Source organism: Stutzerimonas degradans (assembly GCF_024448505.1).
In the GTDB taxonomy this organism is placed as follows: domain Bacteria; phylum Pseudomonadota; class Gammaproteobacteria; order Pseudomonadales; family Pseudomonadaceae; genus Stutzerimonas; species Stutzerimonas degradans.
The window spans coordinates 20,397-40,501 of the sequence record NZ_JAMOHV010000014.1; the positions used below are offsets into that span (position 1 = coordinate 20,397).

Sequence of the window (20,105 nt, forward strand, 5' to 3'; positions counted from 1 at the left end):
GCGCGGACCATCGACAAGTGTCTCGCATCCGGTTCGTCCCGGCGGGCTGTCAGCGCACGCCCGCTGGGTTTATAATCGCCGGCTTTTCGAAACGTCCGATTGCGAGTGCTGCCCACCATGGAAATCAACCCGATCCTCAACAGCATCAAGGACCTGTCCGACCGCACCCAGTCCATTCGGGGGTATCTTTGACTACGATCAGAAGCATGATCGTCTCGTCGAAGTAAACCGCGAACTCGAAGATCCGAACGTCTGGAACAACCCCGAATACGCGCAGAATCTGGGCCGTGAGCGCGCCACCCTGGCGCAGATCGTCGAGACCATCGACGACCTCACCGGCAGCCTGACCGACTCGCGCGACCTGCTCGACATGGCCGTCGAAGAAGACGACCAGGGCGCGGTGGATGACATCGCCGCCGAGCTGGAACGCCTGCGCGAAATTCTCGAGAAGCTCGAGTTCCGCCGCATGTTCAGCCACGAGATGGACCCGAACAACTGCTACCTCGATATCCAGGCTGGCTCCGGCGGTACCGAGGCGCAGGACTGGGCCAACATCCTGCTACGTATGTACCTGCGCTGGGCCGACAAGCGTGGCTTCAATGCCGAGATCGTCGAACTGTCCGAGGGCGAAGTCGCCGGCATCAAGGGTGCCACCGTGCATATCAAGGGCGAATACGCCTTCGGCTGGCTGCGCACCGAGATCGGTGTGCACCGCCTGGTGCGCAAGAGCCCGTTCGACTCCGGTGCCCGTCGCCACACCTCGTTCTCGGCGGTATTCGTATCGCCCGAGATCGACGACAGGGTGGAGATCGAGATCAACCCGTCCGACCTGCGCATCGACACCTACCGCTCTTCCGGCGCCGGTGGTCAGCACGTCAACACCACCGACTCGGCGGTGCGTATCACCCACGTGCCAACCAATACCGTGGTGGCCTGCCAGAACGAACGTTCCCAGCACGCCAACAAGGACACCGCCATGAAGATGCTGCGGGCCAAGTTGTACGAGCTGGAAATGCAGAAGCGCAACGCCGCCTCTCAGGCGCTGGAAGACAGCAAGTCGGACATTGGCTGGGGCCACCAGATCCGCTCCTACGTGCTCGACGACTCGCGCATCAAGGATCTGCGTACTGGCGTGGAGCGCAGCGATTGCCAGAAGGTGCTCGACGGCGACCTCGACGGGTACCTCGAAGCTAGCCTGAAACAGGGGCTCTGAGAGCAGCTGCAAGCCTCAAGCCGCAAGCACCCCATTGAAACGATTTGACCGGGACGACCCGCAATGAGCGAACAACCGCTGAACCAGCACGCCATCCAAGAGGAAGAAAACAAGCTGATTGCCCTGCGCAAGGAAAAGCTTGCTGCCGTGCGCGAGCAGGGCAATGCCTTCCCCAATGACTTCCGTCGCGACAGCTATGCAGGCGACCTGCAGAAACAGTACGCCGAGAAGACCAAGGAGGAGCTGGAAGCGGCCGCCATTCCGGTCAAGGTCGCCGGGCGCATCATGCTCAATCGTGGCGCGTTCATGGTCCTGCAGGACATGAGCGGGCGCATCCAGGTTTACGTCGACCGCAAGATTCTGCTGGCCGAGCAGCTGGAAGCGGTCAAGCATTTCGACCTCGGCGACATCATCGCCGCCGAAGGCACGCTGGCGCGTTCCGGCAAGGGCGACCTGTACGTCTACATGAACAGCGTGCGCCTGCTGACCAAGTCACTGCGCCCGCTGCCGGACAAGTTTCACGGCCTGACCGACACCGAGCAGCGCTACCGCCAGCGCTACGTCGACCTGATCATGAACGACGAGGTGCGCGAGACCTTCCGCGTGCGCTCGCAGGTGATTGCGCACATCCGCCAGTTCCTGCGCGAGCGCGACTTCCTCGAAGTGGAAACGCCGATGCTGCAGACCATTCCCGGCGGCGCCGCGGCCAAGCCGTTCGAGACGCACCACAACGCGCTGGACATGCCGATGTTCCTGCGCATCGCGCCGGAGCTGTACCTGAAGCGCCTGGTGGTCGGTGGCTTCGAGCGTGTGTTCGAGATCAACCGCAACTTCCGTAACGAAGGCGTTTCGACCCGGCACAACCCCGAGTTCACCATGCTCGAGTTCTACCAGGCCTACGCCGACTACGAAGACAACATGGACCTGACCGAGGAGCTGTTCCGCGAGCTGGCCCAGGCCGTACTCGGCACCACCGACGTGCCCTATGGCGACAAGGTGTTCCATTTCGGTGAGCCGTTCGCGCGGCTGTCGGTGTTCGATTCGATCCTCCAGTTCAACCCGGAAATCAGCGCCGACGACCTCAACGATCTGGAAAAGGCCCGCGCCATCGCCAAGAAGGCCGGTGCCAAGCTGCTCGGCCACGAGGGCCTGGGCAAGCTGCAGGTGATGATTTTCGAGGAGCTGGTCGAGCACAAGCTGGAGCAGCCGACCTTCATCACCGAATATCCGTTCGAGGTTTCGCCGCTGGCGCGCCGCAACGACCGCAATCCGAACGTTACCGACCGCTTCGAGCTGTTCATCGGTGGTCGCGAGATCGCCAACGCCTACTCCGAGCTGAATGATGCCGAGGACCAGGCCGAGCGTTTCCACGCCCAGGTAGCGGATAAAGACGCCGGTGACGACGAGGCCATGCACTTCGACGCCGACTTCGTCCGCGCGCTGGAATACGGCATGCCGCCGACCGCCGGCGAGGGCATCGGTATCGACCGTCTGGTGATGCTGCTGACCAATTCGCCGTCGATCCGCGACGTGATCCTCTTCCCGCACATGCGTCCGGAAGTCTGATCCGGACGGCACTCCCGCTGATGCCGGCGGGAGTGCTACGTCGTGCGGTGCGGTGCTGCGCCACCCGCAGCACCGGCGCGCGTCTAACCTGAACGCTACGATCCTTCGCTGGCGAGGTCTGGATGAATAACCGCAACAATCTCGATGAATATCAGACGATCGTGCGCGCGTTGTCCGATCGTATCGTCGATGCGCAGACTCCGGTGCGCGTGCTCGATGCGGTGAAGTGGGACGACAGTATTCGCCAGGCATTTTTCGCGACCGGAGGGCGCCAGCTGCCGCCGGTGGACCGCGGCTATTACGAGGCGCGGCCGCTGGCCTACGACTCCGGTGCGAAGAAGCAGGAATTCCAGGATATCGAGCGCGACATCACGCGCCAGCTCGGCCAGTTCAATCCGGTCGGGCAGATCATGCGGCGCATGTGCCGCGAATACCGCATGGTCATCCGCATGCTCGAGGCGCGAGGCACGCTGGACTTCGGCATGATCTCGCAGGAACTCTACGGGGCCGCATCCGATGCCTTCCACGCCGGTGACCCGACCCTCGCCGACCTCGGGTTGATGCTTTCCGATTACCTGAACAACATCGCCGATCGCAGCGACCTGAAGGACGAACCCAAGACGCTGGACGCCAAGCAGGCGGTCGCCCTGCTGCAGAAGCGCCTCGATGCGGTGTTCGGCGAGGGCGAGGGCGTGATCCGCGTGTTCGAGTCCGATGGCATCCTCGCCGATGCCGCGGCCGGCGCTGACTACATCAAGATCCGCAGCGATGCGCTGTTCAACGAGCGCGACGTGCGCGCGCTGGAAGTCCACGAGGGGCTGGTGCACGTCGGCACCACACTCAATGGACTGAATCAGCCGATCTGTACCTTTCTCGCCAAGGGGCCGCCGTCTTCCACCGTGACCCAGGAAGGCCTGGCGATCCTGATGGAGGTGATTGCCTTCGCCTCCTATCCGACCCGTCTGCGCAAACTCACCAATCGCACGCGCGCCATTCACATGGCCGAGGACGGTGCCGACTTCCTCGATGTGTTCGCCTTCTTCCGCGAGCAGGGTTATGCAGACGACGAGTGCTACAGCAATGCCAGTCGCGTGTTCCGCGGCTCGACGCCCGATGGCCTGCCTTTCACCAAGGACCTGTCCTACCTGAAGGGCTTCATCATGATCTACAACTACATCCAGCTCGCGGTGCGCAAAGGCCAGCTGGAGCAGATCCCGCTGCTGTTCTGCGGCAAGACCACGCTGGAGGACATGCGCACCCTGCGCCAGCTGGTGGACGAGGGCATGGTGGTGCCGCCGCGCTACCTGCCGCAGCAGTTCCAGGACCTCAACGCGCTGTCGGCGTGGATGTGCTTCTCCAACTTCCTCAACCACCTGAGCCTGGATCGCATCGAGGCGGACTACGCCAACATCCTCTGACGCAGCAAGCGCTTCCCTCCGCCAGCGCGGTGGGTCGGTGCAGTCCGATCCACCCGGCGCAACCCACCGAAGGTACTTCCATGCCCAGCCACCAGCTCGAATACGACATCCTCGGTCAGTCCGCACAGAGCGTGGAGATCATTCTCGACCCCGGTGAGACGGTGATCGCCGAGGCCGGCGCGATGAATTACATGACCGAGGGCGTGCGCTTCGAGACGCGCATGGGCGACGGCTCGGCCAGCGGTGTGCTCGGCAAGTTGTGGGGCATGGGCAAGCGCATGCTCACCGGCGAGTCGCTGTTCCTCACCCACTTCACCAATAGTGGCAAGGGCAAGGCGCGGGTGGCATTCGCAGCGCCCTATCCCGGCACGGTAGTGCCGGTGGACCTCGCCGCGCTCGGCGGCCGACTGACCTGCCAGAAGGACAGCTTTCTCTGCGCGGCCTACGGCACCCGGGTCGGCATCGCCCTAAGCAAGCGCATCGGCGCCGGTTTCTTCGGTGGTGAGGGCTTCATCCTCCAGCGCCTGGAAGGCGACGGACTGGCGTTCCTGCATGCCGGCGGCACGGTGATTCGCAAGGAGCTGAAAGACGAAACCCTGCGCCTGGACACCGGTTGCCTGGTCGCTTTCAGCGATGGCATCGATTACGACATCCAGCTTGCCGGTGGCCTGAAGAGCATGCTGTTCGGCGGCGAGGGGCTGCTGCTGACCACCCTCAAGGGCACCGGCAGCGTCTGGATCCAGAGCCTGCCGTTCTCGCGGCTGGCCGAGCGTGTCTACGCGGCGACCTGGCAGGCCCGCGGCGAGACACGGGCGGGCGGCGACTGATCCGCGCCGCCGTCCGGCGAATTTGCCACAATGCACTCCTTTTGTTTCGACGAGGCCGAGATGTCCGAACGCAATGTCATTCCGCTGATTCTCACTGCCATCGGTAGCGTGGCCGGCACCGTTGCGGTGCTGTCCTATTACGGCTACGTACACGTCGCCAAGCCGGAAGACGCGTTGCTTCTGGCCGACTACACCATGCTCAAGACCGTTCCCGGCGAGGACTACCGTGTATCGCTGAAACCCGCGACCCAGGTCGCGCAGTGCATCGACGGTGTGCTGGTGCTGTTCGATACCGAGCAGAAGGGCCTGACCGGTGTGCTGGTGGATAACAAGAAGCGTGCGGTGCGCTGCATGGACGCACCGCCGACGGCTGGCGCGGCGCAGTGACGCTCCGCGCCTGGCGCGGCGATATCACCGCACTGGCGGTGGACGCCGTCGTCAACGCCGCCAACAGCTCGCTGCTGGGTGGCGGCGGCGTGGATGGCGCGATCCATCGGGCTGCCGGCCCGCAGTTGCGCGAATACTGCAGCAAGCTGGGCGGCTGTGCGGTCGGTGAGGCGCGGCTGTCGCCGGGCTTTGGCCTGCCGGCGCGCTACATCATCCATACCGTGGGGCCGATCTGGCGGGGCGGTGCGCAGGGCGAACCCGAGCAGTTGGCCGCGTGCTACCGCAACAGCCTTGCGCTGGCCGAGCAGCATCAGCTGCAAAGCCTCGCCTTTCCGGCAATCAGCTGCGGGATCTACGGGTATCCGCTGGAGGCGGCGGCGCGAATCGCCGTAAGTGAGCTGCGCAGCGGGCTGGGTGCTGCGGCGCATGTGCGGGAGGTGTTGCTGGTGGGTTTTTCCGCCGAGCAGGACGAACTCTATCGGCGCTTGCTGGACGCCTGAAGACCGCAGCCATCGCGGCTGCGGTCGGGCTGGTTGCGGCGTTCAGCGCATCGAGGAACGCGGCGCGACCGGCCGGTCATCGTCGGAGATGGTCACCTCGACGCGACGGTTCATGGCGCGCCCGGACGAGGTGCTGTTGCTCGCCACCGGATAGTCCTCGCCATAGCCGTGGCTGACGACGCGCTGCGGATCGACGCCCATCTGCACCAGCGCCATGCGCACGGCGTTGGCGCGCCGCTCCGACAGGCTCAGGTTGTAGGCATCCGAGCCGTTGCTGTCGGTATAGCCCTCGACGATCACCTTGCGCTCGGGGTTTTCATTGAGGAAGTCGGCCAGCTTCTGCACGCTGCGCATGCCGCCGGGCTTGAGTTCGGCGCGGTCGTAGTCGAACAGCACATCGCCGAAGGTCACCAGGGTGCCGCGCTCGGTCTGCTTGGCCTGCAGGCTCTCCTGCAACTTGCGGATTTCCGCCTCGCGCGATTCCAGGCGGGCTTCGGCACGCCGAGCCGAGGCTTTTTCCAGATCCGCCTCGGCGGTGCGCAGGGCGATGGTCTGTTCGGCCACTTCGATGCGGCGCTGGGCGAGGTAGGCGAGCTGATCGACCTGCTTCTCATCGGCATCGTCGAGGTACGCCTTGTTGGCCTGATCGAGGGCCTTGCCGGCATCCTGAGTTTCCAGGGCGGCGAGCTTGGAGGCGCGGGCGTCGGCCTGCAGCGACGAGAAGCTGCTACGGGCTTTCTCCAGCTGCGGATTGGGTTGGTTGGCGCAGGCCACCAGGCCGATGCTCAGCGCCAGCAGGGTCGGAAGGGTAACGAGCTTGTGCATGATGGTTCATCCTTTTGCTGAGAATGGGGCGACGGTCATGACCGGAATCACTGGACGTTGCGCATACCTTCTTCGCGCAGCTCGTTGATTCCCTGCTCGGCGTCCTCGACGGCTTTCTGCGCCTTGGCTGCCTCGGCCTTGCGCTCGGCCACGCGGGCGTCCCACTCGGCCTGCTCGGCGAGGATGCGGGCGCGCTCGAAGTCCTCCTTCTGCATGGCCAGCTCAGCTTCCTTCCACTTCTCCTGCGCGGCGCGCATTTCCACCGCGGCATACTCCGGGCCACCAGCGCTGACGGCGCTGCGCACGGCCGATTCGGTCACCGCGAATTGTTCTTTCGGCGGATTGCCGGCACAGGCCGTGAGCAGCAGGCTGCCCAGCGCGACGGCGGCAAGCTTGGGCAGATGAATGCGCGAAGCGGGCATTGAGGTTTCTGTCTTCATGGGCTCTCTCCAATGGAATCGCCTGACACGTGCGAATGGTTCATCACCCGGCGGGCACGCCTCGTGGGGTCATGACTGCTGACTGCCGGGTATGTTTTTGTGAGCGCCGCTGGCGCTAATCGTTCCGTCGGAATGCGATGCCAGAGCGTGCGGCGGCCGCGACGGGCCGCCTGGGAGAGGGTTTTGGCAAGGCGAAATCAGTTCGCCGGCGACGACTGCTCGGCCTGCATCCGTTGCAGATGCTTGCGCGAAAGGGCGAGGAAGCGCGGCGTCGGTCCGACGTCCTCGTAGACCGGGTCGCCCTGCTCGTCGGTGGCGATCACCTGGTTGCCGCGCACATACGGCAGGCTGCTTTCCACCGCTTCCAGCGCGGCGCCGACCAGCTCGCCGAGCAGTGCCTCGGTGCTGCGCCTGGGATACATCTCCGCGAGCGCCGCCAGCCGCGCAGCGCTTTCGATATCCAGCGGAATGCTGTACTGCACCGAACTCAGTGCGCCCTTGGCGTCCTTCTCCCAGTGATTGACCAGTTCCGAGATCTTCATGGTGGTACCTCGCGCCGATGTGTCGAGCAGCCTGGCGCCGCGCGCCTTGTCAGCAGCGGGGGCGCTAGGCACTCTGGTTGCGGATATCTTGAGCGTAGCTGCTCGATCGTCGTTGCACAGGCTGGCGCACCGGTCGCCGTCGACCGCCGGTGCCAGCCCGGCCCCCAATCAGGAGAACCGCTCATGGCGAAAATCGATGCGCGTCTGCGCGAGAACGTCCACCTGCTCGGCGAGCTGCTTGGCGACACCGTGCGTGAGGAGTTGGGCACTGCGTTTTTCGACAAGATCGAACGCATCCGCAAGGGCGCCAAGGCGGCCCGGCGCGGCTCGGCCGAAGGCGCGCAGCAGCTCGCCGAGACGCTGGACAGCCTGGACGAGAGCGAACTGCTGCCGATGACCCGCGCGTTCAACCAGTTCCTCAACCTCGCCAATATCGCCGAGCAGTACCACGCCGTGCGGCGTCGGCAGGAAGGCGAGCCGGCGCCGTGCGAAAGCGGCGTGCTGCCCGAACTGCTCGAACGCCTGCAACACGCCGGGCACGCACCCGAGGCGTTGGCGCGGCAGGTCAGCGAACTGGAAATCGAGCTGGTGCTGACCGCCCACCCGACCGAAGTGTCGCGCCGCACGCTGATCCAGAAGTACGACGCCATCGCCGCGCAGCTGGCCGCCCGCGATCACACCGACCTGACCACCGCCGAGCAGGCCGGCATTCAGCTGCGCCTGCAGCGGCTGATCGCCGAGATCTGGTACACCGAGGAAATCCGTCGCAACCGCCCGACGCCGGTGGAGGAAGCCAAGTGGGGCTTCGCCGCCATCGAGCATTCGCTCTGGCAGGCGCTGCCCAACGTGCTGCGCCAGACTGACGCAGCGCTGCGCGCCAGCACCGGGCGGCCACTGCCGCTGGACGCCGCGCCGATTCGCTTCGCCTCCTGGATGGGTGGCGACCGCGATGGCAATCCGAACGTCACCGCACCGGTGAGCCGGGAAGTGCTGCTGCTGGCACGCGCGATGGCCGCCGACCTCTACCTGCGCGATGTCGAGGCGCTGATCACCGCGCTGTCGATGCAGACGGCCAGCGACGAGCTGCTGAGCCAGTCCGGCGATACCTCGGAACCCTATCGCGTGTTGCTCAAGCGCCTGCGCGAGCGTTTGCAGGCGACGCGTGACTGGGCAAGCACGGCGCTGGAACACGACCAAGCCGCGCCGCCAGCGGTGCTGCAGGACGTCGCCGAACTGCGCGCGCCGCTGGAGCTGTGCTACCGCTCGCTGCACGCCTGTGGCATGGGCGTGATCGCCGATGGCGCGCTGCTCGACTGCCTGCGCCGGGTGTCGGCGTTCGGCCTGCATCTGGTGCGCCTGGACATTCGCCAGGATGCCGCCCGGCATGCCGCGGCGCTCGCCGAGATCACCGAGTACCTCGGCCTGGGGCGCTACGACCAGTGGGATGAAACGCAGCGCCTGGACTTTCTGCAGCAGGAGCTGGACAACCGTCGGCCGCTGCTCTCGGTGCATTTCCGGCCGTCGCCGGACACTGCCGAGGTGCTGGCCACCTGCGCAGTAATCGCCGCGGCTCCGGCGGCGTCGCTCGGCTCCTACGTCATCTCCATGGCCCATGGCGCATCCGACGTGCTGGCGGTGCAACTGCTGCTCAAGGAGTCCGGCCTGCAGCGGGCCATGCGCGTGGTACCGCTGTTCGAGACGCTGGAGGATCTGGACAACGCGGCGCCGGCCATCGACCGCCTGCTGAGCCTGCCGGGCTATCGCAGCCGGTTGCAGGGGCCGCAGGAGGTAATGATCGGCTATTCCGATTCGGCCAAGGATGCCGGCACCACTGCCGCCGCGTGGGCTCAGTACCGCGCGCAGGAAAGTCTGGTGGAAGTTTGTCGTGCCCACGGCGTCGAGCTGCTGCTGTTCCACGGCCGCGGCGGTACGGTCGGCCGCGGGGGTGGCCCGGCGCATGCGGCGATCCTCTCGCAGCCGCCGGGTTCGGTTTCCGGGCGTTTCCGCACCACCGAGCAGGGCGAGATGATCCGCTTCAAGTTCGGGCTGCCGGATATCGCCGAGCAGAACCTCAACCTCTATCTGGCCGCCGTGCTCGAAGCGACGCTGCTGCCGCCGCCGATGCCCGAGCCGGGCTGGCGCGAGCTGATGGACCGGCTGGCCGCCGACGGCGTGGCGGCCTATCGCAGCGTGGTGCGCGACCACCCGCAGTTCGTTGCCTATTTCCGCCAGGCGACGCCCGAACTGGAGCTGGGTCGCCTGCCGCTGGGCAGCCGGCCGGCCAAGCGTCGCGAAGGCGGCGTCGAGAGCCTGCGGGCGATTCCGTGGATTTTCGCCTGGACCCAGACGCGGCTCATGCTGCCGGCCTGGCTCGGCTGGGAGGCGGCGCTCGATGGTGCGCTGGCGCGCGGCGAGGGCGAGCAGCTGGCGCAGATGCGCGCACGCTGGCCGTTCTTCAGCACCCGTATCGACATGCTGGAGATGGTGCTGGCGAAGACCGACGCCGACATCGCCGAACGTTACGACGAGCGTCTGGTCGAGCCGCAGTTGCTCGCCCTCGGCACAGATTTACGTGACCGATTGTCGCAGGTGGTGGCCGCCGTCAAGCGGCTGACCGGTCAGTCCGAGCTGCTGGCGCACAGCCCGCAGACCCAGGAGGCCTTCAGTCTGCGCAACACCTATCTGGACCCGCTGCACCTGATGCAGATCGAGCTGCTGGCGCGCTCACGACAGCAGCAGAATCCGCCGGAAAGCCCTCTGGAACAGGCTCTGCTGGTCAGTGTCGCGGGCATCGCCGCAGGCCTGCGCAATACCGGCTGAGCCTGGCTTAAGGGGCGTCACGTAGTTCGTCGAACGGCCTTTTCAGGCTGTTCGGCATGCCCGGTGCTGGCTCATTCGGCACGCGGGATGGCGCGCGGGGGGATATCTTGTGCCCTCCCGGTGTGCTGTGTATCGTGTTCCACCTTTTGTCGCATGGCGGCAAACCAGAATTTTTGATTCGTCGGCGAACAAGGTGCGAGCGACCGGTCGGCGAAGTCCCCTTCCAAGAAAGTCGAGGATTCATCCATGCGCGTGATTCTGCTGGGAGCACCCGGTGCCGGCAAAGGCACTCAGGCCGGTTTCATTACCAAAAAATTCGGTATTCCGCAGATCGCCACCGGCGACATGCTGCGCGCAGCGGTCAAGGCCGGCACCGAGCTGGGCCTGAAAGCCAAGAGCGTGATGGATGCGGGCGGTCTGGTCTCCGACGACCTGATCATCAACCTGGTCAAGGAGCGCATCGCCCAGCCGGATTGCGCCAACGGTTTCCTGTTCGACGGTTTCCCGCGCACCATTCCGCAGGCTGAAGCGCTGAAGGAAGCCGGCGTGCGCATCGACAACGTGGTCGAGATCGCCGTCGACGACGAAGAAATCGTCGGCCGCATCGCCGGTCGCCGCGTGCACCCGGCATCCGGTCGGGTCTACCACACCGAGCACAATCCGCCGAAGGTCGCCGGCAAGGACGACGAGACTGGCGAAGAACTGATCCAGCGCGAAGACGACAAGGAAGAGACCGTGCGTCATCGCCTGTCCGTCTACCATTCGCAGACCAAGCCGCTGGTGGACTTCTACCAGAGTCTGGCCGCTGCCGAAGGCACGCCGAAGTACAGCCGTATCGAGGGTGTCGGCTCGGTGGAAGAGATCACCGCCAAGGTGCTCGCCGCGCTGAGCTGAGCGCCGTATCACCACGCTGGCTGATGAAAGGCTCGTATCGCAGATACGGGCCTTTTTCATTTTCGAGGGCATGGCCGCGAGTCGGCGCGTCTGTCCGCGCCCGCAACCCGGCCCGCCGAATAGGCTAGAATCGGCGCCTTTTTGATCGACCGGAACCGCCACGATGACCACTCTGCTGGCCCTGGATACTGCCACCGAAGCCTGCTCTGTCGCCCTGCTGCATGATGGCCGGGTGCTGAGTCACTACGAGGTCATTCCGCGCCTGCACGCCCAGCGCATTCTGCCGATGATCCAGACCCTGCTCGCCGAGGCTGGCATCGCGTTGTCGGCGCTGGATGCCATCGCTTTCGGTCGCGGTCCGGGCGCCTTCACTGGGGTACGCATTGCGGTCGGCGTGGTGCAGGGCCTGGCATTCGCGCTGGAGCGACCGGTGCTGCCGGTTTCCACCCTGGCGACCATTGCCCAGCGCGCCTGGCGTGAACACGGCGCCACGCAGGTGGCGGCAGCCATCGACGCACGGATGGATGAGGTCTACTGGGGCTGCTACCGCGAGCATGCGGGCGAGATGCAGCTGTGCGGTAGCGAGGCCGTGCTGCCGCCGGAACAGGCCGGGTTGCCGCGCGATGCGGCCGGCCCGTGGTTTGGCGCGGGCACCGGCTGGGGCTACGCCGCGCGCATTCCCGTCGCGGTGGGCCACATGGATGCACAGCTGTTGCCGCATGCCGAAGATCTGCTGCGGTTGGCGACATTCGCCTGGCAGCGCGGCGAGGCGGTCGAGGCCGACCAGGCGCAACCGGTCTACCTGCGCGACAACGTGGCGACGCCCAAAGCTGGCGTCTGATGGCGGTCCGGCTGGCACGCGTGCCGGGCATTGCCAAAGCCCCGGCCGGTCGCTAGAGTCGGCCGGCTTTCTTTCAGGTTGAATCATGCGCGTCAACGGTCTCTCCCCGTCTCCATACCCTCTGGATCGTACTGTCCGTCCTGGCAGTGCGCCGGTGCCGTATCGCGACAGCCAGCGCGCCGCCGAGCGCCCGCGCGCGATCGACGTCAGCCCGGCCAGCGAGCATTTTCAGCAGCGCACCGGCCGCGCGCAGCAGAGCACCAGTGAGTCCGTCGCCCTCGAGAACTACCGGCCGATCCGCTACAGCGAGGCGCAGGCCGAACGTCCGCTGTCCAGTCGCGTCGCCCAGGCGCTGGCCAGCTACACCAGCACCGCGAGTTTTCGCAGCGATCCTGATGCCGCCGAAGTGCTCGGCCTCGATCTCTACGCCTGAGGCCGGCCGGCCCCGGTGAGCATTCCCTATTTCCTCGGTTGTCCGTCCTGGAGCGAAAGCGCCTGGCTGGGCTCGTTGTATCCGCCGGGAACACCTCCCGCGCAATTTCTTGCGCAGTACTGTTCGGTGTTCAACAGCGTCGAGGGTAATACCACGCTGTATGCCTGGCCGGCGGAGCAGACGATCCGCCGCTGGGCGCTGCAGATGCCCGAGGACTTTCGCTTCTGCGCCAAGCTGCCGCGGGAGATCAGCCAGGCCGACGATTTGCGCGCGGCGCTGGAGCTGGCGCAGTCGTTCAAAACGCTGCTGGCGCCGCTCGGGCGGCGGGTCACGCCGTTCTGGCTGCAGCTGCCGGCCAGTTTCGGGCCGGCACGGCTCGCCGAGCTGGCGACGCTGATCGAGGATTTCGCCGCGCCGTTGGCGGTGGAAGTGCGCCACCCGGCGTTCTTCGACAAGGGCGCGGGCGAGCGCGCGCTGAATCGCCTGCTGCGCGATCACGCCGTGGAACGCATCTGTCTGGATGCGCGGGCACTGTTCAGCTGCCGCTCGCGCGAGCCGGCGCTGCTGCACGCGCAGAGCAAGAAGCCGCGGGTGCCGGTGCGGCCGGCCGCGTTCAGCGCATCGCCGCAGCTGCGCTTCATCGGCCATCCGCAGCTGGAGGCCAACGACGTCTTCATGCAGCCGTGGCTGGAACGGGTCGCTGCCTGGATCGAGGCCGGCAAGACGCCACACGTCTACCTGCATACACCGGACAATCACCGCGCACCGGAGCTGGCGTTGCGCTTTCACGCGCAGCTGCGCGAGCGCCTGCCAGGGCTGCCGGCCTTGCGTCCGCTGTATCGCGCGCCACAGCTATCGCTGCTGGACGAATAGCGGCGTCGTACTTTCACTGAAAATTGCACTCAACTTCGGGTCGCGTCCGTTGCCTGATAGGCATGACCTTCGGCCGAATTCTGCTTCTCGTACTGGTGCTGCTGGCCGCTCTGGCATTCGCCGTTCGCCAGCAGTGGATAGAGGCTCCGCCGTCCTGGAATCCCTGGGCGCCGCTGGATGTGCGCGAACCGCCGAACCTGCTGACTCCGTTCAAGCTGCGTCGCTTGCAGGATGACCGTGCGCTGTGCGAACAGGCGCTGACGAGTGCGCCGCTGCGTTATGTCGCAGTGCCCGACACGACGCCGGAGCCGGGCTGTCCGGTGGCAAACAGCGTGCGCGTGCGGGGCTCTGCGGTGCGTTTCACTGGCCCGTTTCTGGCAACCTGCCCGTTGGCGGCGGCCTATGCACTGTTCGAGCTGCACGGCCTGCAGCCGGCGGCACAGCGCGTGTTCGGCCAGCCGGTGGTACGTGTCGAGCATTTCGGCAGCTTCGCCTGTCGCAACATTGCCCGCAGCAACCGACGCAGCCAGCATGCCAGCGCCAATGCGCTGGACCTCGCCGGCTTCGGCTTGCGGGACGGTACGCGCATCACCGTGGCGCGCGATTGGGCAGGCGAGGGCGACAAGGCGCGTTTCCTGCGCGAAGTGCGCGATGCGGCCTGTGAGGTGTTCAACGTCACACTGGGGCCGCAGTACAACGCGGCGCACCATGACCACTTCCACGTCGACATGGGTGGTTTCGGTATGTGTCGCTGAGCCGTCAGCATGGGCGCCTCGCCGACGCTCTGGCACAATGCGCCGCCTTTCCGTATCGCCCAGCGAGTCCGCCATGTCTGATCATCCCCGTGTTCGTGTCGAACCGCTCGTGCCCTCGTTTGCGGCGGCGGCGCATGACTGGGCCCTCCGTCTGGGCCTGCCGGAGCACGACGAGGCTGCCGGGTTCGCCCTGCAGCTCGGTGAGACGGGATTGCAATTGCAGGTGCTCGAAGCCCAGGCGCCCGGCCCGGTGCGGGTGGATTTCGTCGAGGGCGCGGCGGCGCATCGCCGGCAGTTCGGCGGCGGCAGTGGGCAGATGATCGCTAAGGCGGTCGGCGTGCAGCCGGGCGTGCGACCGCGCGTGCTGGATGCGACCGCGGGCCTTGGGCGCGATGCCTTCGTGCTGGCGACACTGGGTTGCACGGTGGAACTGATCGAACGCCAGCCGCTGATTGCCGCGCTGCTTGAGGATGGCCTCGCGCGCGCCGCGCAGGACGGCGAAGTCGCGCCGATCGCTGCGCGGATGACCCTGCGCCAGGGCAATGCCATCGAGCTGATGCAGCAGTGGGCGGGCGAGCCGCCGCAGGTCATCTATCTCGATCCGATGTTCCCGCATCGCGACAAGAGTGCGCTGGTGAAGAAAGAGATGCGCCTGTTCCGCCCCTTCGTCGGCGACGATCTCGATGCTCCGGCGCTGTTGGCGGCCGCGCTGGAACTGGCCAGCCACCGGGTGGTGGTCAAGCGCCCGCGCAAGGCGCCGATCATTGACGGCGCCAAGCCGGGCTACAGCCTGGAAGGCAAGTCCAGCCGCTACGACATCTACCCGAAGAAGAAACTGCAGGGCTGAGCGTCAGCGGCCGTACGCACGCAGGAACGTCGCGACCACGTCGCGCACATGCGCCTCGTCCGACCCCGCGTCGGCATCGGCGGCTTCGACGTAGCCGATCAGCAGGCGGAAGTGCCGGGCGCCCTTGATCAGCGAGCAAAAGTGTTCGGCCGCGCGCAGCGGTTCGGCGATCGTCAGCAGACCGCGCGCGTCGACCTCGGCGAACATCCGTTGCAGATCGCTCAACAGCTGCTGCGGACCGGCGTCGAAGAACATCCGCACCAGCGCCGGATTCTGCGTGGCCATTCCCACCATCACCCGATGCAGGCCGATCGACTCCGGGCTGTTGACCAGCGCGTTGAAGGCCAGGCCGATGGCCAGCAGCACTGCCTCGATCCGGCAGTCGTCCGCTAGTTGGAACAGGCGGCGCGGCAGCCGGGTTTCGCAGGTTGCCTTCACGGCCGCGCAGAACAGCGCCTCCTTGTCCTTGAAGTGGCTGTACAGCGTCAGCTTGGAAACGCCGGCCTCGCTGGCGATGGCGTCCATGCTGCTGCCCTCGTAACCCTTGGCGAGAAACAGCACCTGCGCCGCGGCGAGAATCGCCTCGCGCTTGGCCGGGTCCTTTGGTCGGCCGGGGCCGGGAGCGGGGGAATGGCTGTCTATCATGATCGCTTTTAATAGTGGACTGGCTGGTTCGCTATTTTTACTATACCCGGCAGTTTAGTATTCCTGCCCGCCTCGTGACAGAGGGAGTCTGCATCGTGTTCCGACAAGCCATCTCCATCGCCTCCCTGGGGAGCGTTCTGCTGCTGGCCGCCTGCGGCAACGGTGAGCCCGAGCCGCCACCGCCGCGCCCGGTGCTGGTGGTGCAGCCGCAGCCGGCCAGCGCGATGCGCGAAAGCTACCCCGGCGAGGTGCATGCGCGCTATGAGCCGGAGCTGGCGTTCCGCATCGATGGCAAGGTCAGCGAGCGTCTGGTCGAGGCGGGCGACCGTGTGCGCAAGGACCAGCCGCTGGCGCGGCTCGATCCGCAGGACGTGCGCCTGCAGCTGGACGGCATGCGCGCCCAGGTCACGGCCGCCGAGGCCAACCTGCGGGTCGCCAAGGCGGAGTATGACCGCTACCGGGCGCTGCTCGGTCGTCAGCTGGTCAGCCAGTCGCAATTCGACAGCGCCGACAATGCCTACCGTTCCGCCGCGGCGCGTCTGCAGCAGGCGCAGGCGCAGTTCGACGTGGCCAGCAACCAGGTTGATTACGCGGTGCTGCGCGCCTCGCGCGATGGCGTCATCGCGCGCCGCAGCATCGAGGTCGGCCAGGTGGTGGCCGCCGGTCAGACGGCATTCGTCCTTGCCGCGGACGGTGAGCGCGAGGTGGCGATCAACCTGCCCGAGCAAGCGCTCGAGCGTTACCGCATCGGCCAGGAAGTCGAGGTCGAACTCTGGTCGCAACCGGGGCGGCGCTACGCCGGTCAGATTCGCGAGCTGTCGCCGGCGGCCGATCCGAACACCCGGACCTATTCGGCGCGGGTCGCCTTCAGCGATCAGGATGTCCCGGCGGACCTCGGCCAGAGCGCACTGGTGACCGTGCGCCGCGCAGCGAAGGTGCCGCTGGCCGTGCCGCTGTCGGCGATCAGCGCCGAACGCGAGCAAGCCTTCGTCTGGCGTGTGCGCAACGACTCGACGCTGCAGCGGGTGGCGGTGCGCACCGGTCCCTATGGCGAGCGGCTGGTGCCGGTGCTGGAAGGGCTGCAGGCCGATGACTGGATCGTCATGGCCGGGGTGCAGCTGCTCAGCGAAGGGCAGCCGGTACGTCCGGTCGATCGCGACAACCGCCCGGTCGAGCTGGCCCCGCAGGAGTAGCCACGATGCGCTTCAACCTTTCCGCCTGGGCGCTGCACAACCGCCAGGTCGTGGTCTACCTGATGCTGCTGGTCGCCGTCGTCGGCGTGCTGTCCTACGGCAAGCTGGGGCAGAGCGAAGACCCGCCATTCACTTTCAAGGCGATGGTGATCCAGACGCAGTGGCCGGGCGCCACCGCCGAGGAAGTGTCGCGCCAGGTTACCGAGCGCATCGAGAAAAAGCTGATGGAGACCGGTGAGTACGAGCGCATCGTGTCGTTCTCGCGCCCCGGCGAATCCAACGTCACCTTCATGGCGCGCGACTCGCTGCGCTCCAAGGACATTCCCGAGCTCTGGTACCAGATTCGCAAGAAGATCGGCGATATCCGCCACACCTTGCCGCCGGGCATTCAGGGTCCGTTCTTCAACGACGAGTTCGGCACCACCTTTGGCAATATCTACGCGCTGACCGGAGAGGGCTTCGACTACGCCGTGCTCAAGGATTACGCCGACCGCATCCAGCTGCAGCTGCAGCGGGTCAAGAGCGTCGGCAAGGTCGAGCTGATCGGCCTGCAGGACGAGAAGATCTGGATCGAGCTGTCCAACGTCAAGCTGGCCACCCTCGGCGTCCCGCTGGAAGCGGTGCATCAGGCGCTGCAGGCGCAGAATGCGGTGAGCGCGGCGGGCTTCGTTGAAACGCCCAGCGAGCGCGTGCAGCTGCGGGTCAGCGGCAATTTCACCACCGCCGAACAGATTCGCGATTTCCCCATCCGTTTCGAGGGTCGCACCTTCCGTCTTGGCGACGTGGCTGAGGTTCGCCGCGGTTTCAACGAGCCGCCGGCGCCGCGCATGCGGTTCATGGGCGAGCCGGCGCTGGGGCTGGCGGTGTCGATGAAGGCCGGGGGCGACATTCTCATGCTCGGCGAGGCGCTGGAGCAGGAGTTTGCCCGTCTGCAGCAGGAGCTGCCGGTCGGCATGCAGCTACGCAAGGTTTCCGACCAGCCGGCAGCGGTGAAGGCCGGTGTTGGCGAATTCGTCCGGGTACTGATCGAGGCGCTGGCGATCGTTCTGCTGGTGAGCTTCTTCTCGCTCGGCATGCGCACCGGGCTGGTGGTGGCGCTGTCGATTCCGCTGGTGCTGGCGATGACCTTCGCCACCATGCATTACCTGGACATCGGCCTGCACAAGATTTCCCTCGGCGCGCTGGTGTTGGCGCTGGGCCTGCTGGTGGACGACGCGATCATTGCGGTGGAGATGATGGCGATCAAGATGGAGCAGGGCTACGACCGGCTCAAGGCCGCGAGCTTCGCCTGGACCAGTACGGCGTTCCCGATGCTGACCGGCACGCTGATCACCGCCGCCGGCTTCCTGCCGATCGCCACTGCCAACTCCAGCACCGGCGAATACACCCGCTCGATCTTCCAAGTGGTGACCATCGCGCTGATCGCCTCCTGGATCGCCGCAGTGACCTTCGTGCCGCTGCTTGGCGACAAGCTGTTGCCGGATCTCGCGGCGCGTGCCGCGCGCAAGCACGGCGGTAGCAGCGGCGGCCACGACCCGTACTCGACGGCCTTTTACCAGCGTGTACGACGCGTGGTGGCGCTGTGCGTGCGCCGGCGCAAGACGGTGATCGTGCTGACGCTGGCGGCGTTCGTCGCGGCGGTGGCGCTGTTCCGGCTGGTGCCGCAGCAGTTCTTCCCGGCGTCCGGGCGGCTGGAGCTGATGGTCGACCTCAAGCTGGCTGAGGGCGCGTCGCTGAAGGCCACCGAGGCGGAGGTCCGGCGGCTGGAGGCGATGCTCAAGGATCGTGCGGGAATCGACAACTACGTGGCCTACGTCGGCACCGGCTCGCCGCGCTTCTACCTGCCGCTCGACCAGCAACTGCCGGCGACCAGTTTTGCCCAGTTCGTCGTGCTGGCGCAGAGCATCGAGGCGCGCGAGGAGCTGCGCGGCTGGCTGATCGAGCGCCTGCGCGAGGATTTCAGCGCGCTGCGCGGACGGGTGACGCGGCTGGAGAACGGCCCGCCGGTGGGCTATCCGGTGCAGTTCCGCGTCACCGGCGAACACATCGATGTGGTGCGTGCCCACGCCCGGCAGGTCGCGGCGAAGGTCGCGGAGAATCCGCACGTCGCCAACGTGCATCTGGACTGGCAGGAGCCGAGCAAGAAGGTGCTGCTCGACGTCGATCAGGACCGCGCCCGCGCGCTGGGTGTCAGCACCGCCGAGCTGTCGGAATTCCTGCGGCGCACCTTCATCGGCAGCAGCGTCAGCCAGTTCCGCGAGGACAACGAGCTGATCGAGATCCTGCTGCGTGGCACCGAGCGCGAGCGCCTCGAGCTGTCGATGCTGCCCAGCCTGGCCATTCCCACCGCCAGCGGCCGCAGCGTACCGCTGGCGCAGGTGGCGACGCTGGAGTACGGCTTCGAGGAAGGCGTGATCTGGCACCGCAACCGCCTGCCGACGGTCACGGTGCGTGCCGACGTGTATGGCGATCAGCAGCCGGCCTCGCTGGTGCGGCAGATCGAGCCGACGCTGGCGGACATCCGCGCGCAGTTGCCCAGCGGCTATCTGCTGGAGGTCGGTGGTACCGTCGAGGATTCCGAGCGCGGGCAGCGTTCGGTGAATGCCGGTCTGCCGCTGTTCGTGCTGGTGGTGGTGACGCTGCTGATGGTGCAGCTCAGGAGCTTCTCGCGCTCGGCGATGGTATTCCTCACCGCGCCGCTGGGCATCATCGGCGTCACGCTGTTCCTGTTGCTGTTCCGTCAGCCGTTCGGCTTCGTCGCGATGCTCGGCACCATCGCGCTGTCGGGGATGATCATGCGCAACTCGGTGATCCTGGTGGATCAGATCGAGCAGGACATCGGTGCCGGCCACGACCGCTTCAACGCAATCATCGACGCCACCGTGCGGCGCTTCCGGCCGATCGTGCTGACCGCGCTGGCCTCCGTGCTGGCGATGATTCCGCTGTCGCGCAGCATCTTCTTCGGGCCGATGGCGGTGGCGATCATGGGCGGGCTGATCGTCGCCACAGCACTGACGCTGCTGTTCCTGCCGGCGCTCTACGCGGCGTGGTTCCGCGTGCGCGAGTCGGAAGCCAAGCCCGCCTGA

General features: G+C 66.3%; 19 protein-coding genes. 15 read left to right on the top strand and 4 right to left on the bottom strand.

Annotated features, from left to right (window positions below):
- Positions 1-117: 117 nt before the first annotated feature.
- From prfB to NAV27_RS16095, 6 genes are all read left to right on the top strand, one after another.
- Positions 118-1,213 (top strand): peptide chain release factor 2 gene (gene prfB / locus NAV27_RS16070; RefSeq protein ID WP_102829637.1). Its coding sequence is split into 2 segments (ribosomal slippage): positions 118-189 and positions 191-1,213, totalling 1,095 coding nucleotides; the frame shifts between segments, so codons are not numbered across the junction.
- A 63-nt stretch (positions 1,214-1,276) separates the two neighbouring features.
- Positions 1,277-2,779 carry a lysine--tRNA ligase gene (gene lysS, locus NAV27_RS16075; RefSeq protein ID WP_102829636.1) on the top strand — a complete coding sequence of 501 codons (1,503 nt, stop codon included), beginning with the start codon at positions 1,277-1,279 and terminating at the stop codon, positions 2,777-2,779.
- A gap of 122 nt (positions 2,780-2,901) precedes the next feature.
- A complete protein-coding gene (locus NAV27_RS16080; protein ID WP_102829635.1) occupies positions 2,902-4,197 on the top strand; it encodes a flavohemoglobin expression-modulating QEGLA motif protein in 1,296 nt (431 codons plus the stop codon).
- 80 nt (positions 4,198-4,277) lie between these two features.
- On the top strand, positions 4,278-5,024 hold the full coding sequence (locus NAV27_RS16085) for a TIGR00266 family protein (RefSeq protein ID WP_102829634.1): 747 nt from the start codon (positions 4,278-4,280) through the stop codon (positions 5,022-5,024).
- A gap of 60 nt (positions 5,025-5,084) precedes the next feature.
- A complete protein-coding gene (locus tag NAV27_RS16090; RefSeq protein ID WP_102829633.1) occupies positions 5,085-5,411 on the top strand; it encodes a PA3694 family proteiin in 327 nt (108 codons plus the stop codon).
- Positions 5,408-5,911 (top strand): O-acetyl-ADP-ribose deacetylase, encoded by a 504-nt coding sequence (locus NAV27_RS16095; protein WP_102829632.1) that lies wholly within the window; start codon positions 5,408-5,410, stop codon positions 5,909-5,911. The genes NAV27_RS16090 and NAV27_RS16095 overlap by 4 nt, the downstream gene beginning before the upstream one ends.
- Before the next feature lie 42 nt (positions 5,912-5,953).
- Here the strand turns inward: NAV27_RS16095 and lptF are convergent, their stop codons facing one another.
- From lptF to NAV27_RS16110, 3 genes are all read right to left on the bottom strand, one after another.
- A complete protein-coding gene (gene lptF / locus NAV27_RS16100) occupies positions 5,954-6,736 on the bottom strand; it encodes a lipotoxin F family OmpA-related lipoprotein LptF (RefSeq protein WP_043297258.1) in 783 nt (260 codons plus the stop codon).
- Between the two features lie 47 nt (positions 6,737-6,783).
- Positions 6,784-7,176 carry a DUF4398 domain-containing protein gene (locus NAV27_RS16105; RefSeq protein ID WP_037020793.1) on the bottom strand — a complete coding sequence of 131 codons (393 nt, stop codon included), beginning with the start codon at positions 7,174-7,176 and terminating at the stop codon, positions 6,784-6,786.
- A gap of 197 nt (positions 7,177-7,373) precedes the next feature.
- Positions 7,374-7,718, bottom strand: a complete 345-nt coding sequence (locus NAV27_RS16110; protein WP_008570395.1) for a hypothetical protein — start codon at positions 7,716-7,718, stop codon at positions 7,374-7,376.
- Positions 7,719-7,901: 183 nt separating this feature from the next.
- On the opposite strand from NAV27_RS16110, the gene ppc reads away from it, so the two are divergent.
- The 7 genes from ppc (at position 7,902) to NAV27_RS16145 (ending at position 15,181) form a co-directional block, all read left to right on the top strand.
- A complete protein-coding gene (ppc, locus tag NAV27_RS16115) occupies positions 7,902-10,538 on the top strand; it encodes a phosphoenolpyruvate carboxylase (protein ID WP_102829631.1) in 2,637 nt (878 codons plus the stop codon).
- Positions 10,539-10,784: 246 nt separating this feature from the next.
- The gene (adk, locus tag NAV27_RS16120; RefSeq protein ID WP_008570394.1) at positions 10,785-11,432 is read left to right on the top strand and encodes an adenylate kinase; all 648 of its coding nucleotides are present in this window, start codon (positions 10,785-10,787) and stop codon (positions 11,430-11,432) included.
- A 163-nt stretch (positions 11,433-11,595) separates the two neighbouring features.
- A complete protein-coding gene (tsaB, locus tag NAV27_RS16125) occupies positions 11,596-12,273 on the top strand; it encodes a tRNA (adenosine(37)-N6)-threonylcarbamoyltransferase complex dimerization subunit type 1 TsaB (protein WP_102829630.1) in 678 nt (225 codons plus the stop codon).
- Between the two features lie 85 nt (positions 12,274-12,358).
- Positions 12,359-12,706, top strand: a complete 348-nt coding sequence (locus NAV27_RS16130) for a hypothetical protein (RefSeq protein WP_102829629.1) — start codon at positions 12,359-12,361, stop codon at positions 12,704-12,706.
- A gap of 15 nt (positions 12,707-12,721) precedes the next feature.
- Positions 12,722-13,579 (top strand): DUF72 domain-containing protein, encoded by an 858-nt coding sequence (locus NAV27_RS16135; RefSeq protein WP_500862666.1) that lies wholly within the window; start codon positions 12,722-12,724, stop codon positions 13,577-13,579.
- A 62-nt stretch (positions 13,580-13,641) separates the two neighbouring features.
- A complete protein-coding gene (locus tag NAV27_RS16140; RefSeq protein ID WP_102829627.1) occupies positions 13,642-14,334 on the top strand; it encodes an extensin-like domain-containing protein in 693 nt (230 codons plus the stop codon).
- Between the two features lie 73 nt (positions 14,335-14,407).
- The gene (locus tag NAV27_RS16145) at positions 14,408-15,181 is read left to right on the top strand and encodes a class I SAM-dependent methyltransferase (protein WP_102829626.1); all 774 of its coding nucleotides are present in this window, start codon (positions 14,408-14,410) and stop codon (positions 15,179-15,181) included.
- A 3-nt stretch (positions 15,182-15,184) separates the two neighbouring features.
- On the opposite strand, the gene NAV27_RS16150 is transcribed toward NAV27_RS16145, so the two are convergent.
- On the bottom strand, positions 15,185-15,826 hold the full coding sequence (locus tag NAV27_RS16150) for a TetR/AcrR family transcriptional regulator (RefSeq protein WP_102829625.1): 642 nt from the start codon (positions 15,824-15,826) through the stop codon (positions 15,185-15,187).
- A gap of 95 nt (positions 15,827-15,921) precedes the next feature.
- On the opposite strand from NAV27_RS16150, the gene NAV27_RS16155 reads away from it, so the two are divergent.
- Together NAV27_RS16155 and NAV27_RS16160 are read left to right on the top strand one after the other, a co-directional pair.
- Positions 15,922-17,019, top strand: a complete 1,098-nt coding sequence (locus NAV27_RS16155; RefSeq protein ID WP_102829624.1) for an efflux RND transporter periplasmic adaptor subunit — start codon at positions 15,922-15,924, stop codon at positions 17,017-17,019.
- A gap of 5 nt (positions 17,020-17,024) precedes the next feature.
- Positions 17,025-20,105, top strand: coding sequence for an efflux RND transporter permease subunit (locus NAV27_RS16160; RefSeq protein WP_102829623.1), 3,081 nt, complete (start codon positions 17,025-17,027; stop codon positions 20,103-20,105).

Excerpts from the sequence above, each read along its gene's own strand:
- lysS (WP_102829636.1), top strand. The coding sequence starts at position 1,277 with ATGAGCGAACAACCGCTGAACCAGCACGCCATCCAAGAGGAAGAAAAC.
- NAV27_RS16080 (WP_102829635.1), top strand. The coding sequence starts at position 2,902 with ATGAATAACCGCAACAATCTCGATGAATATCAGACGATCGTGCGCGCG.
- NAV27_RS16085 (WP_102829634.1), top strand. The coding sequence starts at position 4,278 with ATGCCCAGCCACCAGCTCGAATACGACATCCTCGGTCAGTCCGCACAG.
- NAV27_RS16090 (WP_102829633.1), top strand. The coding sequence starts at position 5,085 with ATGTCCGAACGCAATGTCATTCCGCTGATTCTCACTGCCATCGGTAGC.
- lptF (WP_043297258.1), bottom strand. The coding sequence starts at position 6,736 with ATGCACAAGCTCGTTACCCTTCCGACCCTGCTGGCGCTGAGCATCGGC.
- NAV27_RS16105 (WP_037020793.1), bottom strand. The coding sequence starts at position 7,176 with ATGAAGACAGAAACCTCAATGCCCGCTTCGCGCATTCATCTGCCCAAG.
- NAV27_RS16110 (WP_008570395.1), bottom strand. The coding sequence starts at position 7,718 with ATGAAGATCTCGGAACTGGTCAATCACTGGGAGAAGGACGCCAAGGGC.
- ppc (WP_102829631.1), top strand. The coding sequence starts at position 7,902 with ATGGCGAAAATCGATGCGCGTCTGCGCGAGAACGTCCACCTGCTCGGC.
- adk (WP_008570394.1), top strand. The coding sequence starts at position 10,785 with ATGCGCGTGATTCTGCTGGGAGCACCCGGTGCCGGCAAAGGCACTCAG.
- tsaB (WP_102829630.1), top strand. The coding sequence starts at position 11,596 with ATGACCACTCTGCTGGCCCTGGATACTGCCACCGAAGCCTGCTCTGTC.
- NAV27_RS16130 (WP_102829629.1), top strand. The coding sequence starts at position 12,359 with ATGCGCGTCAACGGTCTCTCCCCGTCTCCATACCCTCTGGATCGTACT.
- NAV27_RS16140 (WP_102829627.1), top strand. The coding sequence starts at position 13,642 with ATGACCTTCGGCCGAATTCTGCTTCTCGTACTGGTGCTGCTGGCCGCT.
- NAV27_RS16145 (WP_102829626.1), top strand. The coding sequence starts at position 14,408 with ATGTCTGATCATCCCCGTGTTCGTGTCGAACCGCTCGTGCCCTCGTTT.
- NAV27_RS16150 (WP_102829625.1), bottom strand. The coding sequence starts at position 15,826 with ATGATAGACAGCCATTCCCCCGCTCCCGGCCCCGGCCGACCAAAGGAC.
- NAV27_RS16160 (WP_102829623.1), top strand. The coding sequence starts at position 17,025 with ATGCGCTTCAACCTTTCCGCCTGGGCGCTGCACAACCGCCAGGTCGTG.